23 protein-coding genes are annotated in these 22,938 nt (G+C 64.4%); 9 read left to right on the top strand and 14 right to left on the bottom strand.

Going from position 1 to position 22,938, the window contains the following annotated elements; translation table 11 throughout:
- Nucleotides 1–32: 32 nt before the first annotated feature.
- The gene (locus tag ACHIRB_RS04300) at nt 33–623 is read right to left on the bottom strand and encodes a hypothetical protein (protein WP_395123320.1); all 591 of its coding nucleotides are present in this window, start codon (nt 621–623) and stop codon (nt 33–35) included.
- Between the two features lie 251 nt (nt 624–874).
- On the opposite strand from ACHIRB_RS04300, the gene ACHIRB_RS04295 reads away from it, so the two are divergent.
- The 3 genes from ACHIRB_RS04295 (at nt 875) to ACHIRB_RS04285 (ending at nt 3,279) form a co-directional block, all read left to right on the top strand.
- Nucleotides 875–1,147, top strand: a complete 273-nt coding sequence (locus tag ACHIRB_RS04295) for a DUF6412 domain-containing protein (RefSeq protein ID WP_395123321.1) — start codon at nt 875–877, stop codon at nt 1,145–1,147.
- A gap of 72 nt (nt 1,148–1,219) precedes the next feature.
- Nucleotides 1,220–1,858, top strand: coding sequence for an ABC transporter ATP-binding protein (locus tag ACHIRB_RS04290; RefSeq protein WP_395123322.1), 639 nt, complete (start codon nt 1,220–1,222; stop codon nt 1,856–1,858).
- Nucleotides 1,849–3,279 carry a DUF6297 family protein gene (locus ACHIRB_RS04285; RefSeq protein ID WP_395123323.1) on the top strand — a complete coding sequence of 477 codons (1,431 nt, stop codon included), beginning with the start codon at nt 1,849–1,851 and terminating at the stop codon, nt 3,277–3,279. Before ACHIRB_RS04290 ends, ACHIRB_RS04285 begins: the two co-directional genes overlap by 10 nt.
- A gap of 1 nt (nt 3,280) precedes the next feature.
- On the opposite strand, the gene ACHIRB_RS04280 is transcribed toward ACHIRB_RS04285, so the two are convergent.
- Both ACHIRB_RS04280 and ACHIRB_RS04275 read right to left on the bottom strand, forming a co-directional pair.
- Nucleotides 3,281–4,498, bottom strand: a complete 1,218-nt coding sequence (locus ACHIRB_RS04280) for an MFS transporter (protein WP_395123324.1) — start codon at nt 4,496–4,498, stop codon at nt 3,281–3,283.
- A complete protein-coding gene (locus tag ACHIRB_RS04275; RefSeq protein ID WP_395123325.1) occupies nt 4,491–5,018 on the bottom strand; it encodes a MarR family winged helix-turn-helix transcriptional regulator in 528 nt (175 codons plus the stop codon). Before ACHIRB_RS04275 ends, ACHIRB_RS04280 begins: the two co-directional genes overlap by 8 nt.
- 208 nt (nt 5,019–5,226) lie before the next feature.
- Between ACHIRB_RS04275 and ACHIRB_RS04270 the strand changes: the two genes are divergently transcribed.
- From ACHIRB_RS04270 to ACHIRB_RS04260, 3 genes are read left to right on the top strand one after another with little or no spacing between them, the layout of a single operon-like run.
- Nucleotides 5,227–5,703: a hypothetical protein gene (locus ACHIRB_RS04270; RefSeq protein ID WP_395123326.1), complete on the top strand. Its 477-nt coding sequence runs from the start codon at nt 5,227–5,229 to the stop codon at nt 5,701–5,703.
- A gap of 39 nt (nt 5,704–5,742) precedes the next feature.
- Nucleotides 5,743–6,048 carry a hypothetical protein gene (locus ACHIRB_RS04265; protein ID WP_199701198.1) on the top strand — a complete coding sequence of 102 codons (306 nt, stop codon included), beginning with the start codon at nt 5,743–5,745 and terminating at the stop codon, nt 6,046–6,048.
- Between the two features lie 25 nt (nt 6,049–6,073).
- Nucleotides 6,074–7,321 carry a glycosyltransferase 87 family protein gene (locus ACHIRB_RS04260; RefSeq protein WP_395123327.1) on the top strand — a complete coding sequence of 416 codons (1,248 nt, stop codon included), beginning with the start codon at nt 6,074–6,076 and terminating at the stop codon, nt 7,319–7,321.
- On the opposite strand, the gene ACHIRB_RS04255 is transcribed toward ACHIRB_RS04260, so the two are convergent.
- From ACHIRB_RS04255 to ACHIRB_RS04220, 8 genes are read right to left on the bottom strand one after another with little or no spacing between them, the layout of a single operon-like run.
- Nucleotides 7,311–8,216, bottom strand: a complete 906-nt coding sequence (locus ACHIRB_RS04255) for a UbiA prenyltransferase family protein (RefSeq protein ID WP_395123328.1) — start codon at nt 8,214–8,216, stop codon at nt 7,311–7,313. The two genes, ACHIRB_RS04260 and ACHIRB_RS04255, sit on opposite strands and share 11 nt — an antisense overlap.
- Nucleotides 8,213–8,806 carry a nitroreductase family protein gene (locus ACHIRB_RS04250; protein ID WP_395123329.1) on the bottom strand — a complete coding sequence of 198 codons (594 nt, stop codon included), beginning with the start codon at nt 8,804–8,806 and terminating at the stop codon, nt 8,213–8,215. The genes ACHIRB_RS04255 and ACHIRB_RS04250 overlap by 4 nt, the downstream gene beginning before the upstream one ends.
- 26 nt (nt 8,807–8,832) lie before the next feature.
- A complete protein-coding gene (locus tag ACHIRB_RS04245; protein WP_395123330.1) occupies nt 8,833–9,813 on the bottom strand; it encodes a ScbA/BarX family gamma-butyrolactone biosynthesis protein in 981 nt (326 codons plus the stop codon).
- Nucleotides 9,810–10,724: a nucleoside-diphosphate kinase gene (locus tag ACHIRB_RS04240; protein WP_395123331.1), complete on the bottom strand. Its 915-nt coding sequence runs from the start codon at nt 10,722–10,724 to the stop codon at nt 9,810–9,812. Before ACHIRB_RS04240 ends, ACHIRB_RS04245 begins: the two co-directional genes overlap by 4 nt.
- A gap of 44 nt (nt 10,725–10,768) precedes the next feature.
- A complete protein-coding gene (locus ACHIRB_RS04235; protein ID WP_395115905.1) occupies nt 10,769–11,857 on the bottom strand; it encodes an SDR family oxidoreductase in 1,089 nt (362 codons plus the stop codon).
- Complete coding sequence (locus tag ACHIRB_RS04230; RefSeq protein WP_395115906.1) at nt 11,854–12,102, bottom strand: acyl carrier protein; 249 nt, start codon at nt 12,100–12,102, stop codon at nt 11,854–11,856. Before ACHIRB_RS04230 ends, ACHIRB_RS04235 begins: the two co-directional genes overlap by 4 nt.
- A complete protein-coding gene (locus ACHIRB_RS04225) occupies nt 12,099–15,458 on the bottom strand; it encodes an AMP-binding protein (RefSeq protein WP_395115907.1) in 3,360 nt (1,119 codons plus the stop codon). The genes ACHIRB_RS04230 and ACHIRB_RS04225 overlap by 4 nt, the downstream gene beginning before the upstream one ends.
- Nucleotides 15,455–18,175: a phosphoenolpyruvate synthase gene (locus ACHIRB_RS04220; RefSeq protein WP_395123332.1), complete on the bottom strand. Its 2,721-nt coding sequence runs from the start codon at nt 18,173–18,175 to the stop codon at nt 15,455–15,457. The genes ACHIRB_RS04225 and ACHIRB_RS04220 overlap by 4 nt, the downstream gene beginning before the upstream one ends.
- Before the next feature lie 201 nt (nt 18,176–18,376).
- Between ACHIRB_RS04220 and ACHIRB_RS04215 the strand changes: the two genes are divergently transcribed.
- The 3 genes from ACHIRB_RS04215 (at nt 18,377) to ACHIRB_RS04205 (ending at nt 19,988) form a co-directional block, all read left to right on the top strand.
- Nucleotides 18,377–18,991, top strand: coding sequence for a hypothetical protein (locus ACHIRB_RS04215; protein WP_395123333.1), 615 nt, complete (start codon nt 18,377–18,379; stop codon nt 18,989–18,991).
- Between the two features lie 80 nt (nt 18,992–19,071).
- Nucleotides 19,072–19,743, top strand: a complete 672-nt coding sequence (locus ACHIRB_RS04210) for an RNA polymerase sigma factor (protein ID WP_395123334.1) — start codon at nt 19,072–19,074, stop codon at nt 19,741–19,743.
- Nucleotides 19,740–19,988 carry an anti-sigma factor family protein gene (locus ACHIRB_RS04205; RefSeq protein ID WP_395123335.1) on the top strand — a complete coding sequence of 83 codons (249 nt, stop codon included), beginning with the start codon at nt 19,740–19,742 and terminating at the stop codon, nt 19,986–19,988. The genes ACHIRB_RS04210 and ACHIRB_RS04205 overlap by 4 nt, the downstream gene beginning before the upstream one ends.
- Nucleotides 19,989–19,992: 4 nt before the next feature.
- Here ACHIRB_RS04205 and ku read toward each other — a convergent pair whose 3' ends face one another.
- The 3 genes from ku to ACHIRB_RS04190 are packed head-to-tail and all read right to left on the bottom strand — an operon-like array spanning nt 19,993 to nt 22,774.
- Nucleotides 19,993–20,886 carry a non-homologous end joining protein Ku gene (gene ku / locus ACHIRB_RS04200; RefSeq protein WP_395123336.1) on the bottom strand — a complete coding sequence of 298 codons (894 nt, stop codon included), beginning with the start codon at nt 20,884–20,886 and terminating at the stop codon, nt 19,993–19,995.
- Complete coding sequence (locus ACHIRB_RS04195) at nt 20,883–22,064, bottom strand: lycopene cyclase family protein (RefSeq protein ID WP_395123337.1); 1,182 nt, start codon at nt 22,062–22,064, stop codon at nt 20,883–20,885. Before ACHIRB_RS04195 ends, ku begins: the two co-directional genes overlap by 4 nt.
- 5 nt (nt 22,065–22,069) lie before the next feature.
- Nucleotides 22,070–22,774 carry a DUF2071 domain-containing protein gene (locus ACHIRB_RS04190; protein ID WP_395123338.1) on the bottom strand — a complete coding sequence of 235 codons (705 nt, stop codon included), beginning with the start codon at nt 22,772–22,774 and terminating at the stop codon, nt 22,070–22,072.
- Nucleotides 22,775–22,938 lie beyond the last annotated feature (164 nt).

Below are 22,938 nucleotides of genomic sequence, written 5' to 3'. Positions count from 1 at the left end.
GTGGGTCGGGGCCGTTTTGTCGTGCTGGCCGTTCATCGACCCAGGACGTCGACCAGGCCGCCGAGTGTCAACTGAACCCGATGTTCGACCGTGGCGACCTCGTCGAGCCGCTCGATATCCCTGAGCCCGCGAATCCACGCGAAATTGCATTCGTCGACCGGATAGGACGGTCGCATTGCCAGGCCGTCCGAGTTGATCAACCACAGATCCGGCAACGCGGCAAGGCTTGCGGTCGGGCACGTGTCCCGGTCGAGTCGTTGCCCCTCGGACGGGCGCTTCAGATTTCTGACCGCTTCGGTGAAATCCCCGGTCCAGCGGTGTTCGTAGAAGGTGACCGTCAGGTCGGGACCGATAGTGGGGCTTGGCCACGGGTCGCACGTAATCGCTGAGACAGGCTCGAATCCGTCGGGGATTGCGCCGGGTAGTGGTGAGGGCTCGTACGCACGTGCGATCGGCAGTGCCGAGTGTCCGATCAACGACGACGGGATCGCGCAATTGGCTTCCTCGACAACCTGAGCGACCAGGCGAACCGGCGGCGGACCGCGCCAGAAGTATCCGCACGACGCCGATGCGAGTGTCGTGACAGTCAACAACGCGAGCGCGACGATGAGCCGGCCGACCACCTTTTCACTGTACGTCCGCAGGTTGGCGGCAGAAAGAGAACGGGTGCCCGGGCGGAATCGCGTTCTATCGCAACGTCGCCAACGCATTACCGACCTCACATGCCTGATCAGGCATGTGAGGTCCGCAACCGGCATGCGAGGTCGCGCAAAATCGAGAGAGTTTCGCGACCGGTGCCATTGCGCTTTATGCTGGCGTACAGCAGCGACCAGGGGAGGGGATCGCAATTAAGTTTCCCCGGTACCTCGTCGGCTTGGCCGTCCTGTTGTTCCTGCTCGTGACCTTGCCTCCTTCAGGCAACAACCTGACCGAGATCGCGTTGCTTGTCGCGACGATCGCCATCGCTGCTCTCGTCTTGTATTCGGTCGGCCACGGTCGTGCGATCGGCTATCGGGCTGTGACGCATGGGCTTGCGATACCCGATCGACGCATCCGTAGCCCGTATCTCAGGCACAGCGCTCCCGATGCTCCAGGTCGTCCGCTGCCCAGAGCTCCCGGCTGTGCAGCGGAGACGCGTCAGCGCTGATCTCCGCATCCTCGTCTGTCCACGGCGCAGCCTCGGCGCGCGCTGCCATGAGGATTCCTGGGAGCCCTTCACATGTTGCATGTTTCCGATGCTTGCCGACGTTTCGGCGCATTCACTGTATTTTCCGACGTCGGGTTCGACGTGCTGCCCGGCGAAGCGTGCGCGCTGGTCGGGTCCAACGGATCGGGTAAGTCCACGTTGTTGCGCTGCATCGTCGGTGCTGACCGATTGGACGACGGCACAATCACTTTCGGTGTGGAACCTTGCGCTGCCGAACCGGTGGACGAATCAGCGCCGACGTTTCGAGCTGCCGTTGCGTCGGTTCTCGACGACCACGCGGTGTTTCCACATCTATCGGTGCGAGAACACCTCGAATTGATCGCATCCGCCCATGGCGTTCACCATTCGAGCAGCGCCGCGGGGACCGTTCTCGACGCGATCGGACTGACCGGCGCGGCCGATCAACTGCCGGGCACGTTGTCGAGCGGTCAGCGGCGGAGGCTTGCACTCGGGTCCGCGTTCGTGCGGCCGAGGTCGATGGTGGTGCTCGACGAACCGGAGCAACACCTCGATGCCAAGGGTCGCCGCTGGCTTGCCGATACTCTCGTCGCGGAGAAAGCTGCCGGGGTGAGCGTCGTTTTGGCGTCGCACGACGAGGCTCTCGTCGCCGCGGTCGCCGACCAGCGCATCGACGCCGACGCATGGCGATGAACACGACTGCGCCACAGCTGGATACGCTGCCATCGGCCCGAACACTGCGTAAGTGGGTCCTCCTCCGGCAGCAAACCCGTCGGCCACGGCGAGGTGCACTGTCGATCCTCGCGGTGTGGGGTGTGCCCGCATATGTCTGTTCCGGGATCGTGTGGTGGACAGCTCAGCTGCCATCCGGGACCGCAGCGGCGAATTCATCTGCCGACCAACTGTTCTCGGTCAGCATCGACCCTGTTGTCGGTCAGTGGTACGCGTGGGCGCTCGTGCTGATGCTTGCGGCTGTTTCGATGCAACTGTTCCGTGCGCTCGGCCCGGTGAGCGCCGAGGCGGGGGAGTTCGCGTGGATTCTGTCGGGTCGAGTAGACAGGCGCGCGGCACTGACTCTGCGCATCTGCGGCCTTACAGTAGTCGCACTGGCGATGGGTATCGGGACAGCGAGATCGGTTACGTTCGTCCTCCCGACCGTGTCGGACTGGCGGGTGTTGGGTGGCTACGCTGCCGCGGGGTGGTCGGGGTTGCTGAGTATCGCGGTCCTCGGTCAGATCTTCTTGACGGTGCGACTTGTGCTGGTTTTCCTGATCGGTGGCCTGTGGGCAGCTGGAATCGGTGTTGCGGTAGCCGCTGCGTCGAATGCTGTTCCTGCGGCGGAGTTTCCGATGTCGCTCGGCTCGCCGACTGCCGTGCTGTCTGCGGGTATGGCGGTCGTGCTGTTCGTCGCCGCGCTGCGCTGGTCGGGACACATCGACCGTGCTGCCCTCGGCGGGTCCGCGGATCTGATGGCAGGCATCTCCGCGGCGTGCACTGCGCTCGATCCGTCCTACCTATCCGGCGCGCTGGAGGCTCGGAGGTGGCGTCGAGTCGCCACGGTGACATCGCGTGGCTTCGCCGGCACCGGTGTCGGTACCCTCGTCGCCGCCGATCTACGTCGTCTCCGACGTGACCGAGGGTCGTGGACCGTCGTCGGCGCGGCGTCGGTCTGCCCATATGCAGTGCACGCGGTGGGTTCGCCTGTGCTCGTTGCGATCACCCAACTCGTCGCCTGCTTCGTCGTTGGTATGGCGTCCAGTGGCGGACTTCGTGACGTATGCGGTTCCGCTGCATTGCGATTTGCGTTGGGGGGTAGCGATATTCGGTTACGTCTCTGTCATCTGCCGATACCTGCACTCGCGATACTCGGCGTGTGGTTGGCATCCGCACCAGCTGCGTATACGTCCGGGTGGGCAGTGCTCGTGATCGCGCCGGTCGGAGCTCTTGCCGCGGTGTACCGCGCCCGTCGCCGACCGCCGACGCAGCTGGGCGGACTGGTCCTCGAAACCGGTCTGAGGCAGGTTCCGTTGGACCTGCTCCGCCAATTGCTGACGGGCCCTGCGGCTTTGGCTGCAGCAGGGGCGCTGCAGGCGGCCTTGCTTCTGCTGTGGTGAGTCAGCTCCGTACCGGGGCTGCGTGGCAGATATGTTCGGCCAGCAGTTGGCGACGGCGCTCGCTCGGCGGGCAGAACGCCAGCGCCGCAAGGATTGTTACAGCCGCACCTGTGAGTGTCGCTGGGTAGCCGAACGTGGTGATCGCCGTACCTGCGACCGTGGGTCCGACAAGAGTCCCGACGGTGAGGGCGGTGCTGATGGCGGAGAGTCCGGCCGACGGGTGCTCGGCGAACACCCGAGAGCTCCAAATGCCCTGTGCGGCAATGACGGTGTTGAAGAACACGCCGAACATTATCGCCGCGACCATGGCGGGCAGCAGCCGACCGTCTGTCGCTGCAAGCAACGCAAGGGAGCCTGCGAGCAGCGCGCAGGCCACGAGGTAGCCGGTGCGGAGCCCGAATCGGGCGAAGACGGCGCCGCTGGCAGAGGCGAGGATGCCGGCGACGCCACACACCGCGTAGACGATTCGAGCCGATGTCGAGTCGAGACCGGCATGGCGAAGCGCGTCGACGCTGAAGACCCAGAACACCGCGGTACCGATACCGATCAACACGGTGGACACGAGCAGGGGCCGCGACCTCGGGCACACGAACCAGGTCCAACTCAGCTGCGGACGTCGCAGTTGGTCGTTTCCCCTGTTCGGCGGCGCAGCCAGAACTGCGGCGAGACCCACTGCCAGGGCAATCGCGACGAAGACCATCCACGCGATCCGCCACTGCTCACCGGCGACGATGGCGATCGGTCCGGCAATCGCGACACCCCAGCCAGTGCCCGAACTGATCGTCGACCACGCGAGGTCGCGCCGCCGGGGTGGTACCTCACGGGCAACGAGGTCGGCATACGGCGGGAAGGCGAAACCCGCCGCCGCGCCGGCCACGACAACGCCGACGGCCATCATGAGCGCGCTGCTCGCAGCGGCGACGATTGCCATACCGACCGTTGCGAACAGTGCGGCGATGCCGATCGCACCGCGCGGACCTACCCGCCGCGCGACGGAAACCACACCGATGTTGGCGAGCAGGTACGACAGATACGTGCCCGACGCGATGAGCCCGGCAGCACCGGGCGTCAAAGCGAGGTCGGACTGCATGTCGGGCAGAAGTAGTCCGTATCCGTACCGAGCCAGACCGAAGGTCACGCCGACCATCGCCGCCCCTGGCAGCACGGTGTGGACCGTTGCGCTCGTCGGCTCCGCGGGCTTGGTGGCGAGGTCAGTCATCGTCGTTGTCCCCGGTGTCGGTGTGGGCCAGCGGACACCTCTTACCCTCGCCCGCACACGCGGACCTGTCACAAAGGCGACACACCTGCAGGGCGGGAAGTCGGGTCTCGGCGAGATTGCCGACGAGCAGCTCGAACAGCCGCTCCAGTTCACGGCGGTCGGGCTCGGACAGTGGGCCGAGCAGTTCGGCCATCGCGGCGTTGCGAGCGTGTAGGGCAGCGTGTGCGCGTGAGCGCCCGGCAGGTGTCAGGCCGACTCGACGACAACGAGCGTCCGACCCGGTAGTCCTGGTCACCCACCCTGCGGTTTCGAGCCGGTCGACCAAGCGGGTGATGCCCGAACTCGTGAGCCCGAGCACTCCGCCCAACCACGACACCAGGTGATCGGGATAGGTGTAGAGCGTGACAAGGGCGGCTCGCTCCGATGCCGACAGGGTGGAATCGCCGTCTCCGTCGGCCGTGAGCAGCCGGTCGGTCACGGCCAACGCTTGCGCACCCAACAGATTCTCCAGCCGACTCATGTACCCACTATGCATTACCTGACTGCCGCAGGCAACTATTTTCCAAGAAGGCTTCGCGCGGCTTCCTCTTACGTTGTCCCCCGATTGGGGGACACGGAAGTCCCCTGTTAAACGACCTCTTTGGTGGATGCCACGCGTATGTGCCGCGATGGATAGTTAGCGCAACGGCAGATGCGCCGCAGGCAAGATTCCCGAAAGGTCCAGTCCAATGAACACCACGAACCGCCGCCGCCTCATCCTCGCTCCACTCGCGGCCACAGCGGCCATCGCAACGATGGTCGGGGTGGCAGGAGTTGCATCCGCGGGCACGCTGCCTACGAACGCTCCCACCACGGCAATGACAATCACCAACGACACGAACCAGACCCTGTGGCTTGCCAGTTCGACCAACCCCTACGGTTCTTGGATCGCGGGACCACATCGGACCCTCGCGCCGCACGAGACGGAGATCGTGACCGCGGAGTCGAACAACTCCACCCCCGTCTTCCCGCTCGAGGTCTCTTATGGATACGGCAGCCTCGGTGCAGTCGCGAACTTCGTGTCGACCAACGACTACATGGGCGCGACCACCAACGGCTCGGGTGTGACCGGTCACAACGTCCAGAACTTCGACGTGCAAACCTCGATCGCCTCGGGTGCGCCCGCGATGAACGCGAGCTACATCCTCGCCCCGATAATGATGTGAGGCACTTCCCATCGGGCAGATCGAACGTATGATCGAACAGTGGATCTACAGTCGATCGGATACAACGGGCAGCCGATCCGTGATCCGTTCCGTCGAGTAGATCCACCGATCAAAGTGCTGGTCGACTTGACGACGCTGTTTCCGCGGCAGCCGCATCGCAGCGGCCGCTACAACCCGAGCGGCCTGCAGATGCACAAGGTGGTCGACGGTCGACTCACGTGCTGGGGGTTGTGCGAATCCGGCGACTGGTGGGGGCTCGTGACCTACGAAATCGCCTACGGTTCGAAGAAGAAGGACGTGACGCACTGGGTTCCTGCCTGGGTCCTGCTCCCGGCGCGCAGCTGATCCCCAGCCGCTAGCCTGACGGGTGATGAATCCCGCGACCGAAGATGCTGCGCGCGACCCCTCGTCGCGGTCCGGATACAAACCTCTCCTCCTGCTCGCGACGGTCGCCCTTGTCATGACGGCGGTCCAGGCCGTGCTGCTGCGCTCGACGAGCATCTGGATGGCAGACTTCGGTGTCTACGACGCTGCCGGACGAGCCGTACGCGACGGTGTTCCCCTCTACGACCTCGTCTTCGAGTCGTCGGCGTTCGGCGACATGGAGTACACGTATCCGCCGTTCGCTGCGTTGCTGTTCACGCCTATGTCGATACTCGCACAGGGGCTTTCGCAGGTGCTGTGGGTATTCGTCTGCGTACTGGCACTGAGCCTGGTCTGCTGGATCACGTTGGGCTGGTGTGGAATTGCGGACCGCAGTCGTCGCCTTCGGTGGTCGGCGGTCGGCACGATCGCAGGTTCGCTACTGGTCCCCGTCCTGGCGAGTACGACGCTCGGGCAGATCAACATGGTCCTGCTCGCGCTGCTACTGCTGGACGCAGCAGGTGTCGTACCGCAGCGTTGGCGAGGTGTAGCGACGGGTGTCGCTGCTGGAATCAAGCTGTGGCCGTTGCTGTTTCTCGTCTACAACCTGTGCATCGGCAGACGAGCGGACGCTGCGCGCGGGCTTGCCGCCTTCGCCGCGACACTCGCGGTCGGGTTCGTTGTACTGCCAACCGATTCGCGCACCTACTGGTTCGATGGTGTTTTCCTGCAAGCGAATCGGGTCGCGGACCTAGCAGACGTGCAAAACCAATCGCTGCCGGGACTGCTCGCTCGATCGTCACAGACCTTCGCGACGTCGCACTGGTGGCTCCTCGTGAGCGCAGTCGCCGGCGTTGCCGGTCTGATCGGTGCGGCGGCGGTGCACCGGCGAGGCAACGACCTTGTTGCGACGATTGTCGTCGGCTACACAGCGCTGCTCGTCTCGCCTGTGACCTGGCCGCATCATGTCGTCTGGATCGTTCCGACGCTGATCTGGCTCTTCTACGCCTCGTGGCAGAGCGGATCGCGGGTGGCCCGTGTGCTGACAATTGCGACGGCCGTCTGGTTCTACGTGCCGCTGTTCGTGGTTGCGGTGCCCAAGGAGTGGACGGCGGAGGGTCGCTCGTTCGCCATCTCCGAGCAGGTGGTGCTTGCAGTGACGGGCTACCTGGTCGTCACTGTCGTAGCTTTGGTGTCGCTGCCCGTATGGCTGCCGACGTTGGCGCCCTCGAGCGAGGACGAACTCACGCGGTAGCAGCCTGTGCGATCAACGTCGCGTACAGGGCGATGATGAAGACCACCGGCGGACCGAGTGGAAACGTCTCGCGTGGTGTGCGCAGGAACTCGCGCAGACCAACGAGTGGGATCACGATCAGCACCAACGGAATCCAGCCGATGACCGCTGCCGCGCCACCGAGTTGCCATGGCTGCGCGAGCAGCAGGTCCGCAGCCACTGCAGCCGCGGCGAACAGCACTGTCGTGACCGCGCTGCCGGTCGCGCCGAGCGTGTTCGAGTACAGCAACTGCTCCGGTGCAACCACTTTCGTGGTCTTGCGCGCGAATTCGAACTGGAGGAACGCGCCCGCGAAGATGATCGCTGTCGCGTAGGCCTGCCAATACTGCTCTACCTGGCCGGTATCGATCGCCGACACGACGACGTACGCCGTGACCAGGAGCTGAACCGGATAGGTGATGACGAGGTTGACCATGATGTTGCGCCGCACCGCAGGCACGGTTTCCTCCGCCGCCCACAGGAACAATCCGTATGCCAGCGCAGCCGTGATCGTCACAGCCGAAGCGATGGACAACGTGAGACTTGCTGCGACGGAGACAATTCCGATCAACGCCATCGACACGCGCAGTTCGGTGGCGCTTATCGCGCCGGTGACCAACGGTCGATCCGGATTGTTGATCCTGTCGTACTCGAGGTCCTTCTGCTCGTCGACCATCCGCAGATACAGCAGAACAACGAGTACGACCAGCAGCCGAACCGCTGTCTCCCAGGTGGGATGCCAGCGCCCGGGCGCACCGGATACCAGCGCTGCCGTGCCCTCCAGAGCGAGTACCCACAGCAACCCGTACAGCGCGTAGTGCGGTCGATACATGACCCTGACGAAGTCCACGATCCGCCCGACGGACGAACCGTTCATGCTGTCCACCCGTTCCACGACGTCACCCGCTCCGCAGGTATCCGAGCGCCGGGGGAGACGCTGCCCGCCCGTAGATAGGCGACGGGGAGCAGAGCAACCTGCGTGACCGAGTCGAACGGAATTCCGACTACATCGGCGACTTCACGCTCGTGTGCCAGATGGGCCGTCGTCAGACTTGTTCCCAAGCCCTGCGAGCGCAACGCGAGCATAAAACTCCAGACCGCAGGAAAGATCGATCCGTAGAAGCTCGCCGACTTCGCAGGCGACGTCGGTGGTCGGCCGCTCTGGCACGCAAGTACCAGAGCTGGCACCTCGTGCAGATGATCGGCCAGGTAGGTGGCTGATTCGAAGTCCGCGAGTTGCTCCGGCGTCGGAACTCTGCCGGACAGATTCGCCGCGGAACCGAGCCTGTAGTAGTGAGCGATCGCCGAGCGAAGGTCGGGCTCGTCGATGACGACGAATCGCCAACCCTGCCTGTTGGATCCGCTCGGCGCATGCACGGCGAGGTCGAGGCACCCCATGATCACCTCGCGGGGTACGGGGCGCGTGAGGTCCAGCTTTCGGCGGAACGTTCGTGTTGTCGTCAACACGTCTGCCACCGAGAGATCGCCCACGTTCAACGGTCGCTTCGAGCGCCGAACGGCAGCGTGAAGCCGAGTTCGAAATGCGCTGCTGTGCGGCCGAACTGATCGATCGTGGCACTTATCGTGGCGTGGCCGTCGTCGACGGTGACGACCGTGGCTGTGATCTCACTCGGTCGGTCCAGTTCGAGGAAGCCCGTGAAGTTGCTCCGTACGCGGTCGAGTGCGGCTGTTCCGCAACCGGTTCGACTGTTCAGCGCGGACACTCCTAGCTGTCGGCACGCTTCGATCTGCAACGAACCCGGCACATGATCGACGGGATGATCGAACATCGTTGCGTGGGTCGTGTCCGAGACGAGTGTTGCAATGGTCGCGTCACCGACAGTCCGAGGCGACGAGATGACGACGTTCGACGCCAACTGTCGGCCGACTTCGGCCGGCGTTGCGCGGGTGCCGAGGGGGAGTGCCTCGGTGAACTCCTCGCTCAGTCCAGCAGCCTTGCGGACGTTGCGTCGCAACAGGTCCCATTGCTTGCGCTCGATCCAGGAGAACTTGCTGTCGACGCTCAGCATCGGCACGCCGCGTCGCGCTACGTCGACCTCGACGCTCAGGCCGGTCAGTGCGTCGTCCGTTTTGTACAGTCGCGTGACGCGGGTGACGAGCTCCAATTCGGCAGGCTGCGCCTCGATTTCCCATACCGGACCCGAGGACGCTGTTCCGTTGAAGGTGCGCAGGAGAAAGGCGCGGTCGAAGGGAATGCCGAAGTAGCTGTGCACCACCGCCATACCGGATTGGCGTGCGGCCTCCATCACCATCATCGGGTCGTACCGGAATTCGAGACCACCGGTGTGGTCGCCGAAGTAGGCGTGCGAGCGCGGCAACTGTGCGGTCGTGACGAATTCGGCTTCGCTGCGCGCGGCGATCGAGGTGACGAACACCTCGGCAATGGCGATACGGTGCACCAACTCTCGTGGGATGGTGTGCACACCCGACGGGCGCGAGATCGTCGTGGTCATGTGGTGCCTCCGTATCGGTTGGTGTGCCATTGTGCGGGCCCGACGGGTCCGAGGGTTTGTGTCCCGGTCGGAGTTCGCATCGGAAGTACTGCGGAGCCGACGACAAGCGTGGCCCACGGGTCGAGCCGAACACCGTGCTGCCAGCAAGCCAGGATCACAGCAGCCCAGCCGGCGTCCGACGTCGTGGTGGCGATCTGCACCCCGTCTGCCGAATCCCGGACCGCTGCGGGCAGATCCGCGATCCGGAGCTGTTCACGAAGCACCGCTTCGGCCGCGGCGCGATCGAAACTACGAGGGGGACAATCGGTGTAGATTTCCGAGCCGAGCTGCCGCGCGTCGCCGCTACGGTCGGCACCCCGGACGGCCTCGGAAATGACGGCGGCACGGTCGGATTCGGTGAGGTAGACCCCGAGCTCCCGCAGAACATCCGCAGGCTCGTCGGCGGTGTGCACCATGTTCAACAGGTAGCTGCTGCCGCCGAGCAGGTGCCGTAGCTCGCCGGGACGTCGTTTCGACGGAGCGGTCGGTCCCTTGCGGTCGGTCAGCCGGACCGACGTCGGTACCTCGTCAGCAGTATCGGTGACCACGAGCAGCAGCGCGGACGAAATGCCGACCAAGAGCTCGGCAAGCCGCCGACGTTCCGGTGATGCGATATTCCACTGGAAGTACCACAGCGCCCTCACCAGATGTCGGTCCGCGACGACCTTCCGTGCACTCACGATACGAAAACTGTTCGCCTGCAACCACTCCAATGTCGGCTCGACGGCGCGGGCCGCGATTGCATCGGGTTTGAGGAACAGCAGACCGTGGCGATGCGCGAACGTGTTCGCATCGACGTCCAGCGTCGCGAGCTGGTCGGCCGTCTCGAGGTAGTAGGTGTCGTGGGCGTATGCGGCGGACTTCTCGGGCATGGTCGTGAGAGTGTCCAAGGCTGTTCTGTGGTCGGCGGTCACGGTCATTTCTCACCCAACCCGTGTTGGGCGAGGATCTGTTCGATCGAGGGCAGCGTGTCACCGAGGTATCCGGTTTCGAGGCAGTTGTCGAGCAGGAGTCGCAGATACTCCTGACCCGTCGACGGCGCTTTGATGCCGAGAATGTCGGCCGTATTGGTGTACTCGAAAGTCGGTCGACGATCGAAGTACGTTGTGTACAGCGAACCGATCCGCGTGAAGTACTCGCGCTCGTCACGACCGAGGTCGTCGACCGAAAAAGTAGACGGTGGAACAAATTTCGCGACCGCGAACGACGGGTACTCGGCAAAGACGTCGGACACGTCCCGAAGCGAGAGCGCATCGCGCCCGACAGCATGGAATGTCGTGCCGATGACGTCGTCGATGTTATGGACGACTGCGGCGATCACGTCCGCGACGTGATCGACCGGGACAAGCGCCAGCGTCGCGTCGTAACGTCCTGGCAGCGAACGCAATTTGGCTTCGACGATCAGTTTCACGACCGGATACAGATTCTTGTGGTCGCGGATCGCGCCGTCGCTCGCCAGCCCGGTGACGATCGACGGGCGGACGACGGTTGCTCGCAGACCCTGGGTGATCGCCTCGTGGACAAGCAGTTCCGCGCGGAACTTGCTGTTCTCGTAGTCGTTGCCGAAGCGTTGACCGGTGTCGAGCTCGCTCTCGCGGATCGCCCCGTTGCGGAGGCCGCACACGTACGCGGTACTGACGTAGACGAGCGGGATGTCCCACTCGAGTGCCAGCGCGATTGCGTTGGCAGTGCCCGCGACATTGAGTTCGTCGTATTCGGCTGTAGGCGCTCCGAAATCGGTCGTTGCGGCACAGTGCACGAGGCAGGTCGTCGACTCGCCGAGTTCACGGCGAACGTCGTCCGAGAAACCGAACGACGGTCGGCGGACGTTTGCGTCGACGGTGTCGAATCGACTCGAATCGACGGTACTGCCGTCGTTTGCGACGAACATAGTGTTGCTGTGCACCGCAGCGGTTACCGCGGTGCCCGCAGCGACGAGGCGAGCAAGGACCTCGACGCCGACCAGACCGCTTGCGCCCGTGAGCAGTACCTTGCCCGGCGTCACTGTTCGACCTCCTTTGCGATGTTGTTGTCGATCAACGTCACAACTGCGCCTGCTGTACGCACCCCGGCAAGTTGCTCCGGCCGAAACGAGGGCAGCGAAAAGGCGCGCTCCAGTACAACCGTCAGCTCCATAAGTCGAAGCGAGTCGTATCCCAGGTCTTCGACGAGGCGCTGATCGTCGGTGACGGTCGTCGGACGGCTCGGTGCCATCGATGCGACCAGGCTGCGTACGGTGTCGGCGGTCATCGGCTTTCCTTCGCAGCGGTGGTGTTTTCGGAAACGGTGTGCGGCTGTATGCCGCCGGACTCCAGCAGGTCTCGCGCCTCGTCGATCGGCAGACGGCTGTTCAGGTAGCCGCCGAGGCGGAGCCAGTCGTAGCAGATGTCGAGTGTCGCGCGCCATTGCTCACGTGAGGCGAAGGACGAAGGGAAGTCGCTGCCGTTAGCGATCTCACGGACGGAGTCGAGCAACTCGTCGAGGACTGCGAAGTCGGCTCCCGCCGAATCGGCTGCTGTCGACTCCGGTGCGGTCGACTCAGGTGCAAAGCGCAGTCGCTGCGCCCGGTCGAGGCGTTCGAGCAATTCGTCGCGTTGCGGACCGGCCGGAAGCAGCCGTCGAATCGTTGTGCTCGGTGCAACATCGGCGGGCAGCGGATGTATACCGAACGCGGACAACACAACCCGTGTGCACATGGCGATCAGGCGATGCGCTGCGATACCTGCGACCTGCCGTTGGGAGTTCTTGATCGCTCCCGTGAGGTCTTCGCGGGCGTTCTCGGCTACGACGTTCGACCAGATAAGGGTGAGCGCCGCTTCTGCGAATCGCTGTGCAGGCAGTGGCGAAAGCGTTGCGTGCTCGCCAGGAGTCCGTGCGGCGCCTGCGATCCCGAGTGCGGGGACAGCCGTGCCGGGTGGAGGTGTGTACGGCGCGACGCGGTCGCACATCGCCAATGCAGGTTCGATCGAACCTGCTCCGTGCCACCGTAGCCCGACGAAACCGAGTCGTAGGAACTCTGCGAGTTCGCTTCGAATATCGATGGGCGATCGGGCGATCACGGCTGCGAGGGACTGGCCGAAGACAACCGATCGCCACGCGGCAGCCGCCCGGTCGGACAGACCGAATACGTCACGTCGATCCCGCACCACGTGCAGTCGTGAGCCGATCGGCCAGGTTGTGACGTCCGGAATTCGACGTAGCCGCACCAAGTCCGGGTCGTTCGGCACAACGGGAGCACCGGCGGCGACAGCGACGTGGAGTACACGATCGAGATAGGACTCGGCGGTGGAGCCGTCGGACATCAGGTCCCGATACGCGTCGATCAGCGGGTCGGCACCGATTCGGTCGAGCTGATGCGGAAGCCACTTCGATTCCAGATAGCCTTCGCCACGCGTCGCTGCCCAGGCCTTCAGCTGTTGAGTGAGTCCGTCACGAGCCCAGTCGTCGGCCTCCTCCCGCGCACCGAGTGCATCGAGCGCCACTGCATACCGGAGCGCCTGTGTGGCACGTTCGGTCCACCAGCCGCTGATCGCGGCGGTGAACTCGTTGTACGGGAGGATGTTCCGGACAGCGTCGATGTCGACGTCGGTGGCCTGCACGATTCGGGCACGGTGAAAACGCTGCACCCGATTGAGGGTGTCTTCGTCGAGTTGCCCCGCTGCCAGGCGTACGACTTGCCCACGCAGCTGTGCCAGTGACCGAGTGCGGATTTCGACGCGCCTGCCGTCGATGAACAACACCGTTGGCATGGTCGGCATCGGCTCGTCGCCGGGGGAGACGATAAGAAAATCGATGTCGGACCCGTCGTTGCCGAAGCCTTCGGCGATGGAGCCTTCGAGCAGGACCGTGCAGTTCGGCGGTACCGACACCAGTTCGGCTGCGCGGTCTAGCATTTCGTGGATGTAGTCGATCGACAGGATCAGGTTGTCGTCGGTCTCCAGCACCCCGGCGGTGAGCAGTTGCCACATGTGTCGACGCCGCGGCTTGCCACTCGACGTGCGACGGATCAGTCCGCGCCGGCCGGTGACAACCCTGACCCTGCTCCCACCGCTGGCCGCATTCGCAGCGTGGCGTGCCTGGTCGATGAACTCGGCATCGTGATGTTCGGACCGACGTTCGATGAATACGACGATCTCGGCTACGTCGGGGATCGCAACTGCCGCAATGTTTCCACGGGGGATGCCGAGGCTGTCGGCGACGCGAGCCTCCACGTCTTCCATGTACACCGACCGCCCCATGACCTTGGTGCTCGTACCCATTCGACCGAAAACGAACAGTTCACCGGCGCAGAGGAAACCGGCATCTCCGGTGTGCAGTCGACCGTCCACGAACCGCGTCGTCGCGGTAGCTGCGGCACCGGCGTAGCCGCGGGCAACCGACGCACCCTCGACGACAACTTCGCCGAGGTGGCCATCTGGAAGCGGCTTTCCGTCGGCGTCGACGATGCTGACCGTAGACGCGGCTGTGGCGGAGCCGAGGCCGGTCGTCCACCCGCTGCCCTCGATCTCGTCGCCGTCCGACAACTCGCGACGTTCGACAACGTCTACGGCGGAACCGAAGCGGAGCGTCGACGAATCGATACGAACCGCCTGCAGAGGCGCCGACCGCGACGACGACGTGACCAGCAACGTCGCCTCCGCGAGTCCGTACGCCATCGTGAACGTCGACAGGCGGAAACCGTTGCCGCCGAGCAGTGCCGAGAAGGCAACGGCGTCGGCCGCGGGAACTGGCTCGGAGCCGATGACCAACGATCGCCAGCCCGAGAGATCGATGCCACGCAGCTGTTCGGGGTCGACCCTGCGTCCGATGTAGCCGAGCGCGAAAGCGGGAGACGGCGAATGTTGGGCGTATTGCATCGCTTTCAGCCAGCGTGCGGGGTCGCGTACGAACTGGTCCGGTCGCATGAGATAGAGGTCGCCCTGCCGTGCGACGGCCGTCAGCAGTGCGCCGATCAAGCCCATGTCGTGATAGAGCGGCAGCCAGGATGCGATGGCATCGCCTTCGCGCCAACCGATCACGTCGCAGATCATGTCGATGTTGGCGTCGAGATTGTCCCACCCGACCAGCACGCCACGTGGCGTCGCCGTCGAGCCGGAGGTGAATTGCACGAGGCAGTGCTCGCCCGCCGGTGCGATCGCTGCAACGGGCTCGGCCGCGGTGACCGTTGCGGCGTCGAGCACCAGCGCAGCGTCGGTCCTGCCCGCCGCCGCCATTGCGGCCGCAACCAGATCGACGAAATCGGGGCAGGTCACCACGACCCGAGGGGTCGCCTGCGCCAGGATGCCGGACAGGTGCTCGGAATAGCGTTCGAGATCCTCGAACATCGGCGGCGAGATCGGCGTGAACGCGCCACCGGCGGACCAGGTTCCGTAGAACGCGGCGATGCACAGCGCATTCGTCGGTAGCACGACACAGGCGCTGTCACCTGCAACGAAACCACGCGCCCGCAGCAGCGACGCCACTCGGCGTGACCTGTCGGCCAGCTCGGCATAGGAATGGAACTCCCACCCGTCCGACTCGTCGGCGAGGTACACACCGTGCCCGTCCGCAGGTGCTGTGAGCCAGTGGCGCAGCGCCGTTTCGGAGCGGGACGTCTCGGCTGTCATTCCGCTTCTCCGGTGATGATGCGCACCGTGCCACCGGCGCCGTCGATCTCGATCGTCATGCCCGTTCGAACGAGGGTCGTGACGTCCTTGACCTGAACGACGGTCGGAATCCCGAGCTCGCGTGCAACGATTGCGACGTGGGTCAACGGACTGCCGCGTTCGATCACCAGCGCAGACGCGGACGGCAGAGCCGCTACCCAACCTGGATCGGTCCGATAGGCGATCAGGATTCCGCCGGCAACGTCGCGCGGCTCGGTGACGACCACCGCGGGTCCTCGTACGACGCCTGCCGCCGACGGTGTGCCACGCAGGACCGAGCCGGTCTTCGCGGATTCTTTGTCGTGCACGGGGATCCAGCCCTGTGCCGTCAGCTCGGCGTCGGTCAGCGCGGGGCCATACGTCGTGAATCGCGACGGCGCAACCAGTTCGGCGTCCACGAGGCGCTGAGCTTTGCGTGCCGCAACCAGCCCGGCGAGCTCGGTCACGTCGGTCGTTCCCTCGTAGCAGCCGTGCAACTCGTCGAGCCGGAGGTAGAACACATCGGAGAACTCGTCGAGGACACCGCGAGCGGTGAGGTCGCGGCCCATCGCGCGGATCATGCGCTTGACCATGCCGAAGGCGCGAGTTCTGCAGAAGCGCAACCGTTCCCGGTTGGCAAGCGCACGGCTTGTCTTGCCGCGTAGTGCCTCGTAGATCCGGCGGCGAACCCCACCGAGCCGCTCGTCGAGATAGGTGTCGGCATCGTTGCGACGACTCAGTGGCGCATCCGGCATGGCGCTGCGCAGCATCACGAACAGGCTCGCCGGATCCTCACGCAGATCGGGTGTTTCGAGCTTGAGCTCGTCGAGGCTGCGGTAGCCGAAGCGGGTGATGTAGTCGTCCACCTGTTCTGCGAAGTCCTGCCACACCTGGCTCGACGACTTCGCTTCCTGCAGTGCTCCGTACGCGTTGTCGGGGGGAGTTGTGTTGATGAACTCCGTCAACGTTGGATCCGTGCGGACGAACCGGGCCAACTCCGCCATCACCCGCGCGGGTTCGGCGGATTCGACGTCGGAACCCGGACTGACGACGGCGTAGGTGAACCATTCCGGCGTGTCACGCAGGAAAAGTTTGGTGAGCGCGAACAACATTCCCGACGACGTCAGCAAGATCGCGTCGAGCACCATCATCGGTCCCCAGCGGTCGACGAGGTCGCGCTCACAGCGCCGGTACCGTGCGTAGACCTCGTCGCCGGACAGGGTGCTGTAGTCGATCGCCTCGTACTCGTCGTATACGCGGTAGAACTCGGTCATGAACCGCTCGGTTTTGCGGTCGATCTCTGCGAACCGCTTGAGGTAGGTCGCGGTGGTGACGGTCCGCGCGACCACACGGCGGGCAGCGGAGTCGAACACGAACGGCCGCAATGTTTTCGCGATGTCGTTGTCGAGGTTCTCGTCGACGCCGAGAGCAACTTCCAGGACCCGGCGATTCAACGGATAGCCGGGAGCGATCCCGACCATCCGATACCAGTGCAGGAGGTTGTAGTACACGCGACCGTGGAAGTAGCCGAGCATCGCAGGCGTCCACTCGTCGAGCTGGCGAAGCTCGTTGCGCGACACCCGAAGCGAGCGCGCGTAGCTGCGATAGACACGTCCGTAGACATCAGACGCCGTTGTGAAGGTGAGCGGCGAGCTGATACCGCTGAAGCTCTCGATGATGTTGGAGTTGTCCCAGATTCGCATCGCGTCGTCGGTCACTGTCTCGGCGGCACCGCGTACGACACCGGACTCGGGGGAAACGACATCGTGCAGGGTCGTGATCGGGCGAGCCTGGACGACCCAGACGGCCGCGCCGTCACTCACCCACTCGATGTCGAGGGGGCGGGTATCGAACGATTCGATCGCGATACCCAGCTGGACCAGTTCGGCGATTTCGACGTCCGACAACGACGGCTCGTTGCGCAGTTGCTCGGGAACGGGCGTCACGGTGCAGCCGTCGTCCGTCGCGGGCAGGTACTGCTCGGTCTTGTCGCCGACGACCCGGTCGAGGATCGCGCCCGTGGCTCTGTCCACGCGGACGTAGTCGGCATCGACGGCACCGGAAACCAGCCCTTCGCCGAGGCCGTAGACCGAACTGACTGCGACCACGTCGCGTGCGCCCGAGATCGGATCGGCGGTGAAGACGACACCGCTGGCCTTGGCCGATACGAGTTGCTGAACGATTACCGCAATACCGACATTCGATATCGGGGCGCCGTGTGTGAACAAATACCGGACCGAACGGTTCGAATAAGCCGATGCCCAACAACGCTGCACGCCACGTTGCACAGCAGCGAAATCGTTGACATTCAAATAAGAATCGAATTGACCCGCGTGCGACAACGCTGCGCCGTCTTCGGCAGCGCCGGACGATCGGACCGCGACGGCCCCGCCGCCGACCTCGGTGTAGGCGCGATCGATAAGCGCGCGGATCGCTTCCGGCAGTTCGGCATCCGTGATCCTTTGCCGCAGCGCTGTTGCGAGTTTTTGCGCCTCGTCCACATCGGTTGCAGTGCATAGATTTTCGAGGTCGGCGTTCAGGCCGTTCGCGGTCATGAACGCGCCGAACACGTCGACGCCGAGCACAGCCCAATTCGGCACGCGAAACCCGTTGGAGGTCAACGTATGCAGGCCACGGGCCTTGCCTCCAGCGAGTTCGCCTACCAATTCGGCCTTCGATGCGGCCACCAAAATCTGCAAAAGTCACCCTCCCCGCGGCTTTTGGCGACGATGCCCCTATTTCTATGGGCACAGCGCCGAAAGAACGATTTCTATGTTCGATATCGCAGCTAATCGCATAAACGCAACATTGTCATCACCGACACCCGTACGGCGAGTCGGCGCAACGCGCACAATGGAGGAACCTGTCGGTCGTCGCGACCGGCCTGGAGGAGGTATCGGATGAACGACACGCTCGCCGCGACCCGCAGGTCACTGCACGGAATCATCGAACTCCTGATCGCCGGACCCCAGTATCGCCTGTACGAGACGATCCGCCTCACCGTCACACCGCAGGGGATCGCCGGTGCGAAGATGCCGATCGCGATCGAGGCCTCCGAGCTCGTGACCCCACAGGGGCGATACCCGCTGACCGGCAGCTACCGGGCACTGGCTGCCGTCGCCGGAGTGGAGCCGGACGGACCCGATGGGCTGTATGCCGATACCTCCGGCGTCTCTGCCGACGAGGAACTGCAGATCGACCCTGCTGCGATGAGCCTCGTGCTCGGCTGGTTCAAACTCGGCGACAGCGCGTTGCGCGCCTTCGCGCCGACGCAGGACCCGGTGCTGTGGCCGGAGCATTTCGACCTCGGCATCGTCGTCGACGACGTCAACTACGGCATCTCGCCCGGCGACGACGCACACCCGGACCCCTACGCGTACGTCGGTCCACACACTCCTCGGACCGGACCGTTCTGGAATGCGTCCTTCGGTGCCCAACGGGCGGTCGGGGAGCTGCCGACCGCGGAATCGATCGTGGAGTTCTTCGAACAGGGCCGGCACGAGGCGGCCGTGTAACGCTTACGGGTGCTCTTCGCACTGTGCGGTATGAACGGGTCCGGTTGCATCGACTTCGACATCCGACGTGAGGAGGTTCCATGCCGGTAGCGTTTGCCCCGATGACAGCTCACCTCGACTCCGACGATCAGGTCCGACGCGAGCGGCTACTTGTCGAACGTCTTCGAGCGGGCGACGAGCGGGCGTTCGTCGAACTTGTCGAGGCCCACACACCGATGATGCTGCGCGTCGCGCGCGGCTACGTAGCCAGCCACGAAACTGCCGAGGAAGTTGTCCAGGAGACGTGGATCGCGCTGGTCAAAGGCGTCGACAAGTTCGAAGGGCGGTCGAGTCTGCGGACGTGGCTGTTCCGAGTTCTCGTCAACATCGCGAAGACAAGAGGCGTCCGCGACCACAACGTCGCTGTCGCGGAGCGGGCACCGTACCCGGGAGACGCGTCGGTCGATCCGGTTCTGTTTCGGACGGAAAATGATCCGTGGCCTCGGCATTGGGTGACGCCGCCGCCGTCGTGGCTCCCGACCCCGGAGGGATCGGTACTGGAGGCGGAGATGCGCGACATCACCCGGCGTGAACTCGATCGCTTACCCGAGCAGCAACGGCAGGTGGTCGCGCTGCGCGATGTCCTCGGCTTCGACGCGCAGGAGGTGTGCGCCTTGCTGTCCTTGACGCCCGCGAACCAACGGGTGCTGCTGCACCGAGGTCGGACCCGCATCAGAGCGAGTCTGGCCGACTATCTAGGAGTCCACTCGTGATCGCTACGCCGATGGACTGCCAGGACCTGGTCGAACTGATCACCGCCTATCTCGACGATGCGTTGGACGAGCCGACGCGGCGGCGATTCGACGAGCACCTGGCCGAGTGCGACCCCTGCGTCGCCTACGTCGAACAGTTCAAGACGACGGTCGGCAGTCTGGCTTCGCTGAACACCGATGAGCCGCAGCAGTTGAACCCCGACTTCACGCTGCGACTCCTCGGCGCATTTCGCGACTGGAAGTAACCGCTCAGGCGCCTTTTCGCGCCCTTGTGGCGGTGGCTTTCGCCGGTGCCTTCTTCGCGGCAGCCTTCTTGGCCGGTGCCTTCTTCGCAGGTTCGCGTGTGGTGGTCGACTTCTTGCCGGCTGCCGCGTCCACACTGCGCTGCAATGCAGCGACCAGGTCGACGACCTCGGCGTCCTCGGTTTCCTCCTCGGCTTCGGCCGCGGGGATGACAGCCTTGCCTCCTGCCGCGACGGCGTCCTCGAGCATCTTGCGGAGTTCGATTTGATAGTCGTCGGTGTACTCCGACGGATCGAAGTCGCCGGACATGCTCTCGACAAGCGTCTCGGCCATCTTCAATTCCTGCGGGCGCGGTTCGGAGACGTCGTCCAGCGACGAAAACTCCGCTGCACGAACCTCATCCGGCCACAGGAGGGTCTGCAACACGAGCACGCCGTCGCGTACGCGTAGTGCTGCAAGACGGGTCTTCTGGCGAAGCGTGAAATGCACGAGCGCGGTCTGGTCGATCTTCTCGAGCGTCTTCGCAAGCAGCACATACGCTTTCGGCGTCGCCGAGTCGGGTTCGAGGTAGTAGCTCTTGTCGAGCAGGATCGGATCCAACTGTTCGGACGGTACGAACTGCAACACCGGAATCTCGTGCTTCTCGGCTGCGGGCAACTTGTTGAATTCGACGTCGGTCAAGATCACCCGATCACCTTCGGGGGATTCCCACGCCTTGTCGATGTCGGCGTACTGCACCGAGTTTCCGCACACCGAGCAGACTCGGTCGTACTTGATTCGACCGCCGTCCTTGGCATGTACCTGGTGAAACTTGATGTCGTGATCGTCGGTAGCGGTGTACACCTTCACCGGAACGTTCACGAGTCCGAACGCGATTGAGCCCTTCCAGATCGACCTCATGTGTCCATGATGGTCGAATCCGACCGTTTAGGCGAGCGATTGCCCGGCAAGATCGTCGACTTCACAGCGATACTTCGCAGTCCCGGCGGGAAATGTGCGAACAACTTTCGCATCGCAACGGCGGTCCCCGCAAGGTCGTTGCGATCGGAAAGATAGGCCCGCTGTAGTTCGATCGGCAGGTCGAAGAACGTGGCGAAGAACGGCGCCACCTGCCCCGCGTCCATGCCGAGCAACATCTTGAGGCCCGCGCGCCGCAGCTTGCGGACCCCGCGAGCAGGCAACGGCCACAACAGTTCTCGGAGATCGTCGCCGACGGCGATGGCTTTCGCGACCGGGTCGGCAAGGCCGAGTCCCATCGCGACGCTGTAGCCGGTTCCCGGGTGCATAAATCCGCCGCGTGAGCCGAAAGCTGTTGCGGTGCTCGTGAACAGCCTGCGTGGTCCTGGTTCCACGGGAAACCGAACACGTTCCAACCGTTCGGTTCCGTCGATGCGCACCCCTCGCGAGCGCAAACGAACCTCGAGGCGGGCGCGCAACTCGCGCAGATGCAGACCGGGGCGACCGACGAGGCAGGTTTCCTCCAGCAGGATTTCGTCGTTGCCGAGCGGCACCGCATAGAGGAACGACGGCGGATCCGTCGGCGAGGTGCCGTTGTCGCGTCGCCAGTCCATGAACCACGCGGTGGCGCCTTCCAGCGCTAGCCGCCCCGTCTCGCCATCGACGACGACGCCGAACGCGGTCTGCTCGGCTGTCGCGGTTGTGCGTGTCGTCCCGCGCGCGTCGATCACGGTCCCCGCACGCAGGGTGGTGCCGTCGGTCAGCGTCACCGAGTCCTCGGCGACGTCGATCGCCGTTCCTGTCACGACGAAGTTGTAGTCGAACGACAACGAATCCTGCAGACGCCGAGAATTCAGCACCGAGTAGGCCCGCGGAATCGTCTGCCGCCTCGTCGTCCAGACGTCCGGCTCGTCCGTCGTAGTTGCAATGACCGAGCGATCCAACCAGGGTGGGAGTTCGTCGTCCCAGATGGCGTAGGTCGGCGTCCACGTTCGATGTGGATGTGTCTCGACGGCGCGAACCGACAAACCCGCTTCCGCGCAGCGATGGCTCAGTGCGAGACCGGCAGGACCGAGACCGACGACGAGAACGTCGGTCGGCGTCGTGTCCAGAAGTGCCATCGGACTCAGGACCTGGTCGAACCGACGGCGTCCGCGATCAGGCCGTGGTACTTCCAGACGTAGTGCGCATCGGTCGTCCGCAAGGCGCTGTCGACCTGAGCGCCGACGGCGAGCCAGTCGTCGACGAAGGTGCCACCGATCCACTCGATGAACAGCGGCTCATAGGAGCCGTCGTCCTTGTGCAGGTCGAGCACTGTGAGGCGGCCTTCGTGGCGGGAGCGACCGTAGCTGCGAACCCCTGCCGCCATGAATGCGGCGAAATCGTCGAGCGTTGCGAAGACGGCGGACGAGAATTCGCCGCTCGGTCGCAGTGCGGCCTCGAACATGATGTCGGTGCCGTCCTGCACCCGCAGTTCGGTTGCGGGCGATTCGCGCTCGATCGCGATGTCGACGAGGCGGTGCGGTGCCGCGAACCCGAGTGCGGACAACCGTGCGCCGACCGCAAAGTTCGTCTGGCGTTCCGGAACGAATACGGCCGGTTCACCCGACTCGGCGAGGATGGCATACCGCTGAGCGCAGGAGATGCTGCGTGGACCGACGATCGGGGGGAGTGGTGCCAACGTCACTCCGCGGAGGTCGAGCATGCAGAACGACACCACCGCGTAGCCGTTGACGACCTGCGGTGTGACGCAGGCGGGCAGTCGGTCGCGCAACACCTGCGGTGGCACCCTGAGATTGACGATGAACCGCTCGTGCATTCGCGCGCTCACCGAGGGAAGGCGTGAACCCATGTGTGCTCAGAGCCTGTCGGTGGGCAGGAGACCGCCGCTCACCCGCGCGCGTGTGCCCGACAGAACCTGGTCCCTCGTCATGGTCGGCAACGTTAGCGGAGTCACCACGAAGGTGGCAGGCGGCCTTGTCCGGAAGCGGTAAA

The organism is Antrihabitans spumae (assembly GCF_043944905.1).
In the GTDB taxonomy this organism is placed as follows: Bacteria; Actinomycetota; Actinomycetes; order Mycobacteriales; family Mycobacteriaceae; genus Antrihabitans; species Antrihabitans spumae.
This window is presented reverse-complemented; position numbering and strand designations above follow the sequence as displayed.